The organism is Rathayibacter sp. VKM Ac-2928, assembly GCF_022815545.1.
GTDB lineage: Bacteria > Actinomycetota > Actinomycetes > Actinomycetales > Microbacteriaceae > Rathayibacter > Rathayibacter festucae.
The window spans coordinates 342369-358380 of the sequence record NZ_JALGRU010000004.1; the positions used below are offsets into that span (position 1 = coordinate 342369).

The following is a 16012-nucleotide window of genomic DNA, read 5'->3' on the forward strand; positions in this document are numbered from 1 at the left end:
CAGTTTAGACCGCGCCGTGCCCTAGGGTTCCGGGATGCCGATCGTGCACATCGAGGACCTCGACCACCCGCTCCTGGCCGACTACCACCGCCTGACCGACGTGGCGCTGCGCCGGGTGCTCGAGCCCGAGGGCGGCCTCTACATCGCGGAGTCGTCGAAGGTGATCGTCCGCGCGCTCGACGCCGGGCACGTGCCGAAGTCGGTGCTGGTGCAGGAGAAGCGGCTGCCGGATGCGGCGGAGGTGCTCGAGCGCTTCCCGGACGTGCCGGTGTTCGTCGGGCCGGACGCGATGATCGAGGAGCTGACCGGGTTCCATCTGCACCGCGGGGCGCTCGCGTCGATGCGGCGTCCGGAGCTGCCGTCGATGGCGTCGCTGCTCGAGGACGCGCGGCTCGTCGTCATCCTCGAGGACCTCGTCGACCACACCAACGTCGGCGCCGTCTTCCGCGCGGCTGCCGGGATGGGGGCCGATGCGGTGCTGGTGAGCCCGCGCTGCGCGGACCCGCTCTACCGGCGGAGCGTGCGGGTGAGCATGGGCACGGTGATGCAGGTGCCGTGGACGCGGATCCCGGAGTGGGGGCCGGCGCGGACCGAGCTGCTCGCCGCGGGGTTCTCGGTCGCCGCGCTGGCACTCGCGCCGGACGCGGTGCCGCTGGACGAGTACGCGGCCGACCGGCCCGAGCGCGTGGCGATCGTGCTGGGGGCCGAGGGTGACGGGCTGAGCCGGGCGGCACTGGACGCGGCCGACACCGTGGTGACCATCCCGATGCTGCACGGCGTGGACTCGCTGAACGTGGCCTCGGCGAGCGCCGTCGCACTGTGGGCGCTGACGCGGGGGCGCTGAGTCGACTGGGCGGAGCCGTCTGCTCCGAACAGGCGGTGCGGAACGGCGGGCGGCAGCCCCGCGCCGCCTCCGCGGTGTCCGGCGGGGGTCCGCCTACGATGACCGGGTGACTTCTCCGACGCGCCCCGACCGCTCGCCGATCGACGTCGTGGGCAGCGTCACGGCTGCGCCCGCGCCGGAGGCACCCCGGCGGCGCCGCCCGCGTCCGCTCGCCGTGATCGGCGTCGTCCTCGCGGCGGTGCTCGTCAGCGCGAGCGGCGCGTACGCCGCGAACGCGGCCGGAGCCGAGCTGCCCGTCGCGACGGCGGTCGTGCAGGAGACGCCGCCCACGGTGATCGACGCGCCCGCGGTCGCGTGGCCGTCCTACGGCGCCGGGGCGATCTCGGCGGTGGGCGTGCAGGGGCCGGCGGACGGCGGGATGCTCTCCACCTACGGCTCGACCGGGCAGCTGCCGATCGGCAGCATCGCGAAGGTGGTGACGGCGCTGGTGGTGCTGTCGGCGAAGCCGATCGCGGAGGGGACGGACGGCGAGACGATCGCGTTCACGAGCACGGACGTCGGCTACTACAACGACTCCGTGGCCGAGAACGGCTCGGTCGCGCCGGTCTCGGCCGGGCTGGAGCTCACGGAGCGCGAGGCGCTGACCGTGCTGATGCTGCCCTCGGCCAACAACTACGCGAAGTCGCTCGCCGTCTGGGCCTTCGGCTCGGAGGAGGGCTACCTCGCCGCCGCCCGCACCTGGCTGGACGAGCGCGGGCTCACCGGCACGGTGGTCGCCGACACGAGCGGGCTGTCGCCGGCGACGGTGAGCACCACGCTCGAGATGGTGGTGCTCGGCGAGCTGCTGATCGGGGATCCGGTGCTCGCGCCGATCGTGGCGATGCCCTCCGCGGTGATCCCGGGCGTGGGGACGGTGGAGAACACCAACAAGCTCCTCGGGCAGGCCGGCGTGGACGGGATCAAGACCGGCACGACCGACGAGGCCGGCGCGTGCCTGCTGTTCTCGCTCGACACCACGGTCGAGGGACGGCCGGTGACGCTCGTCGGCGTCGTGGTCGGTGCTCGGACGCATCCGCAGCTCGCGGCGGACGTCCTGACGCTGATCCCGACCGTCGAGGCGGGCTTCCGGACGGTGACGCTGACCGAGGAGGGGCAGGACTTCGGCAGCTACACCAGCGCCTGGGGCGAGTCGGCGGTGGCGGAGAGCAGCGAGGCGCAGTCGCTCCTGGTCTGGGGTGCGACGACCGTCACCACGAGCGTGTCCCTCGATCCGGTGGAGGTCGTCGCGGACGGGCAGGAGGTCGGGACCGTGAACGTGGCCGTCAACGGGCAGGCGTACCCGGTGCCGCTCGTCGCGGACGGGACCATCGAGGACCCGGGGTTCGGCTGGCGCGTGACGAATCCGGGCGAGCTCTTCGGCTAGGCGGGTCGCGCGACGCCGCTTCCTTGCTGATCGAGTAGCCCGCGCAGAGGGCGTATCGAGATCCACGTTGCTCAGCAGGGTGGGTCTCGATACGCCGCTGCGCGGCTACTCGACCAGCATGCAACGGCGCCGCTGCGCGGCTCCGCGACCAGCATGCAACGGCGCCGTTGCGCGGCTCCGCGACCAGCAGGGGCCGCCTACGAGTCGGTGTCGTCGACGACGATGCGGACGCCGGCCGTCGCGATGTCGGCGGCGACCTCCTCGGGGGTCGCGTTGCCGGGGACGGGGGTGCCGGGGATCGACTCGGGCGGGCGCTGCAGGTAGGGGCCGGCGTCCGGCCGCTTGGCGGTGATGAAGTCGCCGGAGGACTGGTGGCGCACCCGGCGCAGCACCCACGGGACGAGGTACTCGCGGGCCCACTTCGCGTCCTCGCGGCGGGCGGCCCGCCAGGTCGGCGTCGGCGCCGGCTCCGGAGCGAACGGGCGGAGGGTGTTCTCGACGTTGAGGGCCTTCAGCACCATCCGCGCCACCTCGTGGTGGCCGTGCGGGTTGAGGTGCAGGCGGTCCGGCGCCCACATCCGCACGTCCTGGATCTCCTGCAGCGACCACTGGTCGGCGACGATGCAGTCGTAGCGCTCGGCGAGCGCGCGGAGGTTCTCGTTGAAGATGGCCACCTTGCCGCGGATCCGCGCGAAGACGGGGGAGAAGCTGACGTCGACGCCGGTGAAGAGCACCACCGTCGCGCCGTCGGAGCGCAGCCGCGCCAGTCCCTCCTCGAAGCGGCGGGCGATGTCGTCCGGGTCGGTGCCGGGACGGATGACGTCGTTGCCGCCCGCGGAGATGGTGATCAGGTCCGGGCGCAGCGCGAGAGCGGGCTCGATCTGCTCGTCGACGATCTGCTGCAGCAGCCGCCCGCGCACGGCCAGGTTCGCGTAGGCGAAGTCGTCGTTCTGACTGCCGAGCACCTCCGCGACGCGGTCGGCCCAGCCGCGGTGACCGCCGGGGCTGGAGGGCTCGGGATCGCCGATCCCCTCGGTGAAGGAGTCGCCCAGGGCGACGTAGCGGGACCACGGATGACGCTGCTCGACCATCCCTCCATTCTGCGCTCCGAGCGGGCGGAGGGGGTCCGTCGCCCGGACGATCCCGACACGCCGGGCCCTGCCCCGCGGGTGCGCGGACCGGCGCCCGGCGTCGGAGGTGTCGGCTAGCCTCGGTCCACGTGAACAGTCCCTCGAACTTCGGTCATCAGGTCGGCACCTCCGCCGCGGAGCACCTGTCCCCGTCGTTCCCCGGCAGGGCGCCGTGGGGCACCGCGAACAAGCTGCGGGCCTGGCAGGCGGAGGCCCTCGAGGCCTACTTCCAGCACGAGCCGCGGGACTTCCTCGCGGCCGCGACGCCCGGCGCCGGCAAGACGACGTTCGCCCTCCGCCTGGCCGCCGAGCTGCTGCACAACCGCACCGTCGACCGCATCACCGTCGTCGCCCCGACAGAGCACCTCAAGCGCCAGTGGGCCGAGGCGGCGCACCGCGTCGGCATCCGGCTCGACCCCACCTTCACCAACCGGATGGGCCGGCACGCCAAGCACTACCACGGCGTCGCCATCACCTATGCGCAGGTCGCCGTGCGGCCCGAGCTGCACCGCGAGCTGACCCTCTCCGGCCGCTCGCTGGTCATCCTCGACGAGGTGCACCACGGCGGCGACGCGCTGAGCTGGGGCGACGCGATCCGCGAGGCCTTCGAGCCGGCCGCCCGCCGGCTCTCGCTCACCGGGACCCCGTTCCGCTCCGACACCGCGCCCATCCCGTTCGTCAGCTACCTGCCCGACCAGGAGGGCATCCGCACCTCGCTGACCGACTACGCCTACGGCTACGGCCGCGCGCTCGCCGACGGCGTCGTCCGGCCGGTGCTCTTCATGGTCTACGCCGGCCAGATGCGCTGGAAGTCGAAGGCCGGCGACGAGATGGAGGCGCGGCTCGGCGAGGGCAACACCAAGGACATCACCTCGCAGGCCTGGCGGACGGCGCTCGACCCCAAGGGGGAGTGGATCCCCTCGGTCCTGCGCGCGGCGAACACCCGGCTGACCGAGGTGCGCCGCGGGATCCCCGACGCCGGCGGCCTCGTCATCGCGACCGACCACTACGCGGCGCGCGCCTACGCGGCGATGCTCCGCGAGATCAGCGGCCAGCCCGTCACCGTCGTCCTCTCCGACGAGAAGGAGGCGAGCGACCGGATCGAGGAGTTCTCCAAGGGCGACAGCCGGTGGATGGTCGCCGTGCGGATGGTGTCGGAGGGCGTGGACGTGCCGCGCCTGGCCGTCGGCGTCTACGCCACCTCCGCCTCGACCCCGCTGTTCTTCGCGCAGGCGATCGGGCGCTTCGTCCGTGCCCGGCGCCGCGGCGAGACCGCCTCGATCTTCCTGCCCAACGTGCCGGGGCTGCTCGCGCTCGCGGGCTCGATGGAGCAGCAGCGCGACCACGCCCTCGACCGCCGCGTCTCGGACGACGAGGAGTACCCCGAGGCCGACCTGATGGCCGACGCGGAGCGCGAGGCCAAGGCCTCCTCCGACCTGCTCGAGGAGGGCCGCTTCGAGTCGCTCGGCTCGGCCGCCACCTTCGACCGCGTGATGTACGAGGGCGCGGAGTTCGGCATGGAGGTGGAGGTCGAGAGCGAGGAGGAGCTCGACTTCATCGGCCTTCCCGGTCTGCTCGAGCCGGAGCAGGTGCGCGAGCTGCTGCAGCACCGCCAGCAGCGGCAGGCGAAGCGCGCGGGCGGGCGCGCCGGCGCTCACGGGGCGCAGGCTCCGGTGGAGGCGAAGGAGAGCGAGATCCCCGCGCCGCTCTACCGCACGCTCAAGGAGCAGCGCAGCCTGCTGAACTCGCTGGTCGGGCTCTGGGCGCGCAACACGGGGGAGACCCACGGCCAGGTGCACACCGAGCTGCGCCGGCTCTGCGGCGGGCCCGCGGTCGCGCAGGCGAGCGTGACCCAGCTGCAGGCGCGGATCGACCTGCTGCGGAAGCGGATCGGCTCGCACTGAGCCCCGAGAACGGCGGATCTCTACTGGATGCGCGGCGACCGGTCCAGCCCTCGCCGCGGATCGGCGGGGTCCGTACTGTCTGAGCGTGGCCTCCCCGGAAGCGCGGGAGGAGCCTCTCGCTAAGCTGGGCAGTCGGTCCGTCGCGAAGGTGACGGACCATCACCCCCGACGTCGGGCATCCGCAGACCGCCCGTCGGCCTCCCCCGGATCGCCCGAGACCAGAACTCAGAGGAGTCTCGTGGAGACCTGGCCCGGAACCGCCTACCCCTTGGGCGCCACCTTCGATGGAAGCGGCACGAACTTCGCTCTCTTCAGCGAGGCCGCCGAGCGCGTCGAGCTGTGCCTCTTCGAGGAGGACGGCACCGAGACGCGCGTCGAGGTGCTCGAGTCGGACGCCTACGTCTGGCACTGCTACCTCCCGCAGGTCCAGCCCGGCCAGCGCTACGGCTACCGCGTCCACGGCGCGTACGACCCGGCCGGCGGACACCGCTGCAACCCGAACAAGCTGCTGCTGGACCCGTACGCGAAGGCCGTCTCGGGCGAGATCGACTGGGACCAGTCGCTCTTCTCGTACACCTTCGGCGACCCGGACTCGACCAACGACGAGGACTCGGCGCCGCACATGATGATGGGCGTCGTCATCAACCCGTTCTTCGACTGGGCCGGCGACCGCCGTCCGCGCACCTCGTACGACAGCACCGTGATCTACGAGGCGCACGTGAAGGGGCTCACCAAGAGCCACCCCGACGTGCCGGAGGAGCTGCGCGGCACCTACGCCGGCGTCGCCCACCCCGCCGTGATCGCGCACCTCAAGCACCTCGGCATCACCGCCCTCGAGCTGATGCCGGTGCACCAGTTCGTCAACGACTCGACGCTGATCGAGAAGGGCCTCTCGAACTACTGGGGCTACAACACGATCGGCTTCTTCGCGCCGCAGAACACCTACACCGCCACCGGCGACCTGGGCCAGCAGGTCCAGGAGTTCAAGAGCATGGTGAAGGCCCTGCACGCGGCCGGCATCGAGGTCATCCTCGACGTGGTCTACAACCACACCGCGGAGGGCAACCACCTCGGCCCGACGCTGTCGTTCCGCGGCATCGACAACGAGGCGTACTACCGCCTGGTCGACGACGACAAGCGCTACTACATGGACTACACCGGCACCGGGAACACCCTCAACGTGCGCCACCCGCACTCGCTGCAGCTGATCATGGACTCGCTGCGCTACTGGGTGACCGAGATGCGCGTCGACGGCTTCCGCTTCGACCTCGCCTCGGCGCTGGCCCGCGAGTTCTACGACGTCGACCGGCTCTCCACCTTCTTCGAGCTCGTCCAGCAGGACCCGGTGGTCTCGCAGGTCAAGCTGATCGCCGAGCCGTGGGACGTCGGCCCCGGCGGCTACCAGGTCGGCAACTTCCCGCCGCAGTGGACGGAGTGGAACGGGAAGTACCGCGACACCGTCCGCGACTTCTGGCGCGGCGAGCCCTCGACCCTGGGCGAGTTCGCCTCGCGGCTCACCGGCTCGGCCGACCTCTACGCGCGCTCCGGCCGCTACCCGGTCGCCTCGATCAACTTCGTCACCGCGCACGACGGCTTCACCCTGCGCGACCTCGTCTCCTACAACGAGAAGCACAACGACGCCAACGGCGAGGACGGCAACGACGGCGAGTCGCACAACCGCTCCTGGAACCACGGCGCCGAGGGCCCCACCGACGACCCGAAGGTCCTCGGCCTGCGCGCCCGCCAGCAGCGCAACTTCCTCGCGACGATGCTGATCTCGCAGGGCGTGCCGATGATCCTGCACGGCGACGAGCTCGGCCGCACCCAGAACGGCAACAACAACACCTACGCCCAGGACAGCGAGCTGACCTGGATCGACTGGGAGAAGGCGGACCGGCCGCTGGTGGAGTTCACCGCGGCGCTGATCCGGCTCCGCGCCGAGCACCCGACGTTCCGCCGCGGCCGCTTCTTCGACGGGCGCCCGGTCCTCCGCGGCACCGGCGAGCCGCTGCCGGACATCGTCTGGTTCAAGGCGGACGGCACCGAGATGACGCCGTCGGACTGGGACTCGGGCCTGGACCGCTCGGTCGGCATCTACCTCAACGGCAACGGCATCCGCGAGCGCGATGAGCGCGGCCAGCCGGTCGTCGACGACAGCTTCCTGCTCTACTTCAACGCCGACGACGTGGACGTGGAGTTCACCATCCCGAGCGACGAGTACGCAGTGGAGTGGGCCGTCCTGGTCGACACCGCCGGTGCCGAGGCCGACTCGGTCCCGCGTCCCGCCGGCGCGCTCCTCACCGTGCAGGCGAAGTCGCTCGTGATCCTCCAGGAGCACAGCGCCCCCGAGCCCGAGGTCGACCACTCGGTCGCGGCCTCGCTGGCCTCGCTCGCCGCCACCTCGGCCATCCCGACCATCACCACCACGGGCCACACCAGCCCTCACGAGGAGTCGACCGACTCCGCGACCGCACCCTCGACAGGAGCCTGACGTTGCGACTGCCCGCCTCCACCTACCGACTCCAGATCCGCTCCGGCTTCGATCTCGACGAGGCCGCGACGGTGGCCGATTACGTGCGCTCCCTCGGCGCCGACTGGCTGTACTTCTCGCCGCTGCTGACCGCCGAGCCCGGCTCGGACCACGGCTACGACGTCGTCGACCACTCGCAGGTCGACCCGGCCCGCGGCGGCGGCGAGGGCCTCGCCCACGCCTCCGCGGCGGCGAGGAAGGAGGGCCTCGGCGTCCTCATCGACATCGTGCCGAACCACATGGGCGTCGCGACGCCGGTGGAGAACGCCTGGTGGTGGGACCTGCTGAAGCACGGCCGCGACTCCCGCTACGCCGAGGCCTTCGACATCGACTGGGCGGCGGGCGCCGGCAAGCTGCGCGTGCCGATCCTCGGCGACGGGGCCTCGGAGGGCGACAGTGACAGCGAGCTCGATGCGCTCGAGGTCGTCGGCGACGAGCTGCACTACTACGAGAACCGTCTGCCGATCGCGCCCGGCACCGCCGAGCCCGGCGACTCCGGCCGCACCGTGCACGCCCGCCAGAGCTACGAGCTGGTCAACTGGCGCCGTGCCGACGCCGAGCTGAACTACCGCCGCTTCTTCGCGGTGAACACCCTCGCCGCGATCACGGTCGAGCGACCCGAGGTCTTCGAGGCCTCGCACCGCGAGATCGTCCGCTGGTTCACCGAGGGCCTCGCCGACGGCCTGCGCGTGGATCACCCGGACGGCCTGGCCGACCCGGGCGGCTACCTGGACGACCTCGCCCGCGCCATCGACGGCGCGCCCGTCTGGGTCGAGAAGATCCTCGAGGGCGACGAGCAGCTGCCCGCGCACTGGGCGACCGTGGGCACCACCGGCTACGACGCGCTCGCCGACATCGACCGCATCCTCGTCGACCCCGACGCCCGTCCGGTGCTCGAGGGCCTGGACGCGGAGCTGGGCGACGGCGGCGAGCCGGTGGACTGGGCCGACCTGATCCACGACACCAAGCGCGGCATCGCCGACGGCATCCTCCGCTCCGAGGTGCTCCGCCTGGCCCGCCTGATCCCGCAGGTCGACGGCGCGGACGACGCGATCGCCGAGCTGCTCGCGACCTTCCCGGTCTACCGCAGCTACCTGCCCTACGGCGCCGAGCACCTCGAGCACGCGCGGCTCGACGCGCGGCACCGCCGCCCCGAGATCGCCGCGACGATCGACGAGGTCGCCGCGCTGCTCGAGGAGACCGGCACCCCCGTGTCGGTCCGCTTCCAGCAGACCTCCGGCATGGTGATGGCGAAGGGCGTCGAGGACACGGCGTTCTACCGCTACAGCCGCCTCACCTCGCTCAACGAGGTCGGCGCCGACCCGGACGAGTTCGCGATCGACCTGGAGGAGTTCCACCGCCGCCAGGGCGTCCGCCAGGCGTCCTTCCCGGCCTCGCTCACCACGCTGTCGACGCACGACACCAAGCGCGGCGAGGACACCCGCGCCCGCATCACCGCCCTCGCGGAGGACGCCGAGGCCTGGGCCGAGACGCTCCGCTCGCTGCACGAGCACGCCGGCTTCGGCGACGGACCGGTCGAGCACCTTCTCTGGGAGGCGATCGTCGGCACCTGGCCCGCGTCCCGCGAGCGCCTGCACGCCTACGCCGAGAAGGCGTCGCGCGAGGCCGGCAGCTCGACGATGTGGACCGCTCCGGACGAGGCGTTCGAGAAGCGGATGCACGCGGCGGTCGACGCCGCCTTCGACGACGCGGCCGTGCGCCGCCTGATCGAGGACACCGTGGCGCGCGTCTCGGCCGACGGCTGGTCGAACAGCCTCTCGGCCAAGCTCGTCCAGCTGACGGCGCCGGGCATCCCGGATGTCTACCAGGGCAGCGAGCTGTGGGAGACGTCGCTCGTCGACCCCGACAACCGCCGCCCGGTCGACTTCGCCGAGCGCCGGGCGCTGCTCGAGCGGATCGACGGCGGCTGGCTGCCGGAGATCGACGCGGAGGGCGCGGCCAAGCTGCTCGTCACCTCGCGGGCCCTGCGCCTGCGCCGCGACCGGCCGGAGCTGTTCACGCGCTACGCCGCCGTCCCCGCCATCGGGCCGGCCGCCGAGCACGCGATCGCCTTCGACCGCGGCGGTGCGCTGACGGTCGCCACCCGCTTGCCCGCGCGGCTCGCGGCCGAGGGCGGCTGGGGCGAGACCCTGATCGTCCTGCCCGGGCACCCGGTCGTGGACGTCCTCACCGGGCGCACCTTCGCCGGCGGGCCGACCGCCGTGTCGGAGATCCTCGGCGGCGGCTACCCGGTCGCCCTGCTCGCGCCGGTCGCCTGACCCGGCGAGTCCCTTCCTGCCGACCCCGTTCGAACGACCCTGGAGAACCCCGTGATCAGCACGACGCCCTACCGCTACGCCCTGCCCGCCTCCGGACCCGAGCGCTTCGACGTGTGGGCGCCCGACGCGTCCTCCGTCGAGCTCGCCCTGGGTGCGGGCGGGACGGTCGCGATGGCCCGCTTCGGCGACGAGGGCTGGTGGCGGGTCTCCGGGTCGGTCGCTGCGACCGGCGAGATCGACTACGGCTACCTGGTGGACGGCAAGGGGCCGTTCCCGGACCCGCGCTCGCGCCGCCAGCCCGGGGGAGTCCACGAGCTCTCCCGCAGCTACGACCCGAGCGCGTTCGAGTGGGCAGACCAGGCCTGGACGGGCCGCCAGCTGGCGGGGGCCGTGATCTACGAGCTGCACATCGGCACCTTCACCCCCGAGGGCACGCTCGACTCGGCCGCCGGCCGGCTGGAGCACCTGCGCTCGATCGGCGTCGACTTCATCGAGATCCTCCCGGTCAACGCGGTGAACGGCACGCACAACTGGGGCTACGACGGCGTCCTCTGGTACGCCGTCTCGGAGGCGTACGGCGGACCGGAGGCCTACCAGCGCTTCGTCGACGCGGCGCACCGCGCGGGACTGGGCATCGTGCAGGACGTGGTCTACAACCACCTCGGCCCGAGCGGCAACTACCTGCCCGAGTTCGGCCCGTACCTGAAGAACGAGAAGGCCAACACCTGGGGCAGCTCGATCAACCTCGACGGGGAGGGCTCGGACGTCGTCCGCGGCTACATCCTCGACAACGCGCTGATGTGGCTGCGCGACTACCACGTCGACGCCCTGCGCCTCGACGCGGTGCACGCCCTCTCGGACGAGCGCGCCGTGCACGTGCTGGAGGAGATGGCCGCCGAGGTCGCGGTGCTCTCGGCCGACGTCGGGCGCCCGCTGACCCTGATCGCGGAGTCGGACCTCAACGACCCGAAGCTGATCACCCCGCGCGAGGCGGGCGGCTACGGGCTCGACGCGCAGTGGAGCGACGACTTCCACCACGCCGTGCACGTCGCCCTCACCGGCGAGACGACCGGCTACTACGAGGACTTCGCGCCGCTCGGCGCGCTCGGCAAGGTCCTCACCCGCGGCTTCTTCCACGACGGCACCCTCTCCACGTTCCGCGGCCGGCATCACGGCCGCCCGATCGACACCGAGCGGATGCCGACCTGGCGCCTCGTGGTCTGCAGCCAGAACCACGATCAGATCGGCAACCGGGCGATCGGCGACCGGCTGACCGCGACCCTCGACGAGGGCCGGCTGGCGATCGCCGCCGCGCTGACGCTGCTCGGCCCGTTCACCCCGATGCTCTTCATGGGCGAGGAGTGGGCGGCGTCCACCCCGTGGCAGTTCTTCACCTCGCACCCGGAGAAGGATCTGGGCGAGGCGACGGCGAAGGGCCGCATCGAGGAGTTCGCGAAGATGGGCTGGGACCCGGAGGTCGTGCCCGACCCGCAGGACCCCGAGACCTTCGAGCGCTCCAAGCTCGACTGGTCCGAGGCGGAGGAGGGGCGCGGTGCGCGCATCCTCGCCGTCTACCGCGAGCTGGCGGCGCTGCGCCGCCGCTTCCCCGAGCTGACCGACCCGCGCTTCGGCTCGGTGCGCGTCGAGCTCGACGAGGACGAGCGCTGGCTCACCCTCGGCCGCGGCCGGGTGACGATCGCGATCAACGTCGGCGAGTCGTCGGCGCGGGTCCCGCTGCCCGAGGTGGCGGAGTCGCTCCTCGCCGTGGGCGAGTACGCGGTCCAGCCCGGCGACACCGAGGTCGACCTCGCCGCGTCCTCGCTGCTGATCACGCTCAGCGACGCCGAGTAGGGGTCCGCCGCGCCGGTCCGAGCCGACTCGGGCCGGCGCGCGTGTCGTTCCTCTCACCCATCGCGCCCGAGCCCGTGAACGCCTCCGCCCGCCGGAGACCTGTCAGCGGGCCGGCACGGAGTGCTCGGCGTCGGCGATGATCCGCACGCCGTCGTCGTGCACGAGCAGCAGGGCACGCAGCGGCATGGCCCGCCGGTGGCAGGCGGCGCTCAGCTGGCGGGCGAGCACCCGGTCGGTCTCGCCGAGGAACGCCCGGCCCGGGCGCTCGAGCGCGAAGGCGAGCGAGCCCACGTCGTGATGCGCGACCGCTTTCGCGAGGGTCGCGACGATGCGCTCGGTCTTCTCCTCGTCGGGGTGCACGGGGAGTCCGTCCACGGGGTAGAGGATGGGCAGCTGGTAGCCGGCCCGGTCGAGCAGGATCGGCCAGAGTGCACGCCGGTAGGCGGGCCCGATGAGGGACGAGACGCGCTCGCGCAGGTCCCGGTCGTCGCGCAGCGGCACATCGAGCGCCGAGGGGTGGAGGGCGTGGTCCGTGTTCGTCATGGTGTCGCTTTCTCGCGGGTGATGCGGGCGCGGAAGCGCTCGCGGTGCTGGGGCGGTCGTGGTCCGACGGGCGGTCATCGGAAGTTGCGGGCGGTGGTCCGGGCGGTGACCGACAGCGCCTCGAAGCGGTCGGCGAGGAGGTTGGTCACCCCCTCGTCGGAGCGCTCGAGGATCCCGCGGATGAGGAGTGCGGGAGCCTCGCGCGCGGTGCGCCGGTAGCGGTTCCATACTCCGACGGAGCAGATGACGTTGAGGATCCCGTGCTCGTCCTCGAGGTTCATGAAGGTCACTCCGGCGGCTGTGGAGGGACGTTGACGGTGGATCACGACACCGCCGACCTCGATCCGGGTGCCCGAGGGCGTGCCGGGCAGGTCGGCCGTGGACCGCGCTCCCCGGCGGGTGAGGCTCTCCCTCAAATGCCGGAGCGGATGGTCGTCGGGCGAGATGCCGGTGGCCCAGAAGTCGAAGACGACCCGCTCCTGCGCCGAGAGCATCGGCAGCAGCGGCGGCTGGACGGCGACGATCGAGTCGGGCAGGAACTCCTGGCGGTCGGCGGCGGCGGAGCCCGCCTCCCAGAGCGCCTGGCGGCGCTGGAGCCCGAGCGAGTCGAAGGATCCCGCGGCGCCGAGCGCCTCGAGCTGGGTCGCGTTCAGCCCGACCCGGCGCGAGAGGTCGGCCATGCTCGCGTAGGGCCCGCCGCGCTCCCGCTCGGCGACGATGTGCTCGGCCAGCGCGGTGCCGATGCCCTTCACCCCGGCGAGGCCCAGGCGGATGACGAAGCCGGCGTCGCGGCGGTGGTCGTCGGTGTCGAAGTGCTGCGACCGGTCGAAGAGGCCCGTCGGCGCCTGCTCGGCGGAGAGGCAGGAGTCCTGCCCGTGCGGCGCCCCGCCCCGCCGCGGGGCCGGCGGCCCGTCGAGCGCCTCGAGCCCGGGGTGCGACAGGGAGCGGTTGACGTCGGGGGACTCGACGCGGACACCGTGCCGGCGGGCGTCGGCGACCAGGGTGTGCGGGGCGTAGAAGCCCATCGGCTGAGCCCGGAGCAGGGCCGCGGTGAAGGCGGCGGGGTAGTGCAGGCGCAGCCAGGCACTGGCGTAGACCAGCAGCGCGAAGCTGATCGCGTGGCTCTCGGCGAAGCCGAAGTTGGCGAAGGCCTGGATCCGTCGGTAGATGTCGTCGGCGACCTCGTCGGTGATCCCGTTGCGAGCCATGCCCTCGTAGAGCCGCTCCCGGAGCGACTCGATCTTCTCGGTGCCGCGCTTGGAGCCCATCGCGCGGCGCAGCAGATCCGCGTCCTCCGCGTTGCAGTCGCCGACCGCCACCGCGACCTGCATCAGCTGCTCCTGGAACAGCGGAACGCCGAGGGTGCGCTTGAGCGGCGTGACCAGCAGGGGGTGCTGGTAGGTGATCGGCTCCTCGCCGAGCTTCCGCCGGATGTAGGGGTGCACCGCGCCGCCCTGGATCGGACCGGGGCGGATCAGCGCCACCTCGATCACGAGGTCGTAGAAGCGCCGCGGCTGGAGCCGGGGGAGGGTGCCCATCTGCGCGCGGCTCTCGACCTGGAACACCCCGATGGAGTCGGCCCGGCAGAGCTGGTCGTAGACGCCCTTCTCCTCGCGCGGGATCGTCGAGAGGTCCCACTTCTCGCCGACGTGCTCGGCCACGAGGTCGAAGGTGTACTGCAGGGCGGCGAGCATCCCCAGCCCGAGCAGGTCGAACTTGACCAGGCCCATCCAGGCGCAGTCGTCCTTGTCCCACTGCAGGACGGTGCGCTTCTCCATCCGGGCGGGCTCGATCGGGCAGACCTCGCCGACCGGCCGGTCGGTGAGCACCATGCCGCCGGAGTGGATGCCCAGGTGCCGGGGCGTGCCGAGCACCTTCTTTGTCAGCGCGACGACGTCGTCCGGGATGTCGTGCTCGGGGCTCTCGGTGATCGAGCCCCAGTGCTCGATCTGCTTCGACCAGCCGTCCTGCTGCCCGGCGCTGTAGCCCAGCGCCTTCGCCATGTCCCGGACGGCGAACTTGGGGCGGTAGGTGATGACGTTGGCCACCTGCGCCGCGTTCAGCCGCCCGTACTTCTCGTAGACGTGCTGGATGACCTCCTCGCGCCGCTCGGAGTCGAAGTCGACGTCGATGTCGGGCTCCTCGTCGCGGATGCTGGAGAGGAAGCGCTCGAAGGGCAGCCCGTAGAAGATCGAGTCCACCGCGGTGATCCCCAGGACGTAGCAGACCGCCGAGTTGGCGGCCGAGCCGCGGCCCTGGCAGAGGATCCCCCTGCCCTTGGCGAAGTGCACGATGTCGTGGACGATGAGGAAGTAGCCGGGGAAGTCCTTGGCCTCGATCACGGCGAGCTCCTTCTCGAGGCGCTCGTGCACGTCGGAGTCGGCGCCCGGGTACTTCGACGGCACCGCGAGCTGCACCAGGTGGCGCAGCCAGCTCATCGGGGTGTGCCCCTCTGGCACGTCCTGACGGGGCAGCCGGGGGCGGACCCGCCCGAGCTCGAAGGCGATCTCGTCGGCGATCAGCACGGTGTTCTCGACGGAACCGGGGTAGCGGGAGAAGCGCTCGGCCATCTCGGCACCCGAGCGCAGGTGCGCACCGCCGGAGGCGGGCAGCCAGCCGTCCATCTCGTCGAGGCTCCTCCGGGCGCGGACCGCGGCCAGCGCCGTCTGCAGGGGGCGGTCCTCGGGCCGGGCGTAGTGCACGTTGCCGGTGGCGACGAGCCGCAGCTGCAGCCGCTCGGCGATGCCGGCGAGCTGGTCGTTGTGCAGGGAGGCGAGCGGGTCGCCGTGGTCGAAGAGCTCGACGAGGACGTTGCGGGCGCCGAAGAGGGCTACGAGCTCGCGCACCTCCTCCTCGGCCGCCGCCTCGCCGCTCGCGACCAGTGCCTGACGGACGGCGCCCTTCCGGCAGCCGGTCAGCACGATCCAGTGGCCGTCGGCGGCCCGGGCGAGCTCGTCGAGGTCGTAGCTCGGCTTGCCCTTCTCGGCGCCGGCGAGCTGGGCGGTGGTGATCGCGCGGGCGAGCCGGTGGTAGCCCTCCTCGCGGCGGGCGAGGACGAGCAGGTGCGTGCCCTCGGGATCGGCGACGCCGTTCTGCGGGGCGCGGAGCCCCAGCGAGAGCTCGGCGCCGAAGGCGGTGCGGACCCCGTGGTCCTGCGCGGCCTCCGCCATCCGGACGATCCCGTAGAGCCCGTCGTGGTCGGTGAGGGCGAGGGTGTCGATGCCGAGCCGGACGGCCTCCTCGATCAGCTCCTCCGGCTTGCTGGCGCCGTCGAGGAAGCTGAAGTGCGAGTGCGCGTGCAGCTCGGCATAGGGCACCTTCTCGTCCGGCGGCCGGACGTCGGCGCCGGGCGTATAGGCGGGGCGCTTGTGCGACCAGGCGGGGCTGTCGCCGCCGTCGCCGCGGACGGTCGTGCCGTCGCTCCTGGTCGTGCTGGAGAGGCGGCGCTCGAACTCCGACCAGGGGATCGGGGGGTTGTTCCAGCCCATCGGGGGCTCCTTCGGTCGTC

General features: G+C 72.4%; 9 protein-coding genes. 6 read left to right on the forward strand and 3 right to left on the reverse strand.

From position 1 onward, the window contains the following. Positions 1-34: 34 nt before the first annotated feature. Together MT350_RS16120 and MT350_RS16125 are read left to right on the forward strand one after the other, a co-directional pair. A complete protein-coding gene (locus MT350_RS16120; protein ID WP_243599996.1) occupies positions 35-844 on the forward strand; it encodes an RNA methyltransferase in 810 nt (269 codons plus the stop codon). A 106-nt stretch (positions 845-950) separates the two neighbouring features. After that, positions 951-2267 carry a D-alanyl-D-alanine carboxypeptidase family protein gene (locus MT350_RS16125; protein ID WP_243599997.1) on the forward strand — a complete coding sequence of 439 codons (1317 nt, stop codon included), beginning with the start codon at positions 951-953 and terminating at the stop codon, positions 2265-2267. 197 nt (positions 2268-2464) lie between these two features. Here MT350_RS16125 and MT350_RS16130 read toward each other — a convergent pair whose 3' ends face one another. After that, a complete protein-coding gene (locus tag MT350_RS16130) occupies positions 2465-3358 on the reverse strand; it encodes an SGNH/GDSL hydrolase family protein (protein WP_123735767.1) in 894 nt (297 codons plus the stop codon). Between the two features lie 128 nt (positions 3359-3486). On the opposite strand from MT350_RS16130, the gene MT350_RS16135 reads away from it, so the two are divergent. The 4 genes from MT350_RS16135 (at position 3487) to treZ (ending at position 11961) form a co-directional block, all read left to right on the forward strand. Next, positions 3487-5301 (forward strand): DEAD/DEAH box helicase, encoded by a 1815-nt coding sequence (locus MT350_RS16135; RefSeq protein WP_243599998.1) that lies wholly within the window; start codon positions 3487-3489, stop codon positions 5299-5301. Between the two features lie 238 nt (positions 5302-5539). Then, positions 5540-7792, forward strand: a complete 2253-nt coding sequence (gene glgX, locus MT350_RS16140; RefSeq protein ID WP_243599999.1) for a glycogen debranching protein GlgX — start codon at positions 5540-5542, stop codon at positions 7790-7792. A 2-nt stretch (positions 7793-7794) separates the two neighbouring features. Further along, positions 7795-10110 (forward strand): malto-oligosyltrehalose synthase, encoded by a 2316-nt coding sequence (gene treY / locus MT350_RS16145; protein WP_243600000.1) that lies wholly within the window; start codon positions 7795-7797, stop codon positions 10108-10110. A gap of 51 nt (positions 10111-10161) precedes the next feature. Further along, positions 10162-11961, forward strand: a complete 1800-nt coding sequence (gene treZ / locus MT350_RS16150) for a malto-oligosyltrehalose trehalohydrolase (RefSeq protein WP_243600001.1) — start codon at positions 10162-10164, stop codon at positions 11959-11961. Positions 11962-12063: 102 nt separating this feature from the next. Here treZ and MT350_RS16155 read toward each other — a convergent pair whose 3' ends face one another. Further along, the gene (locus tag MT350_RS16155; protein ID WP_123704248.1) at positions 12064-12504 is read right to left on the reverse strand and encodes a hypothetical protein; all 441 of its coding nucleotides are present in this window, start codon (positions 12502-12504) and stop codon (positions 12064-12066) included. 74 nt (positions 12505-12578) lie between these two features. After that, complete coding sequence (locus MT350_RS16160) at positions 12579-15992, reverse strand: error-prone DNA polymerase (protein ID WP_243600002.1); 3414 nt, start codon at positions 15990-15992, stop codon at positions 12579-12581. Positions 15993-16012: the final 20 nt, after the last annotated feature.

What these genes read in the sequence shown, in the direction of transcription:
- MT350_RS16120 (WP_243599996.1), top strand. Translation starts at nt 35, where the DNA reads ATGCCGATCGTGCACATCGAGGACCTCGACCACCCGCTCCTGGCCGAC.
- MT350_RS16130 (WP_123735767.1), bottom strand. Translation starts at nt 3,358, where the DNA reads ATGGTCGAGCAGCGTCATCCGTGGTCCCGCTACGTCGCCCTGGGCGAC.
- MT350_RS16155 (WP_123704248.1), bottom strand. Translation starts at nt 12,504, where the DNA reads ATGACGAACACGGACCACGCCCTCCACCCCTCGGCGCTCGATGTGCCG.
- MT350_RS16160 (WP_243600002.1), bottom strand. Translation starts at nt 15,992, where the DNA reads ATGGGCTGGAACAACCCCCCGATCCCCTGGTCGGAGTTCGAGCGCCGC.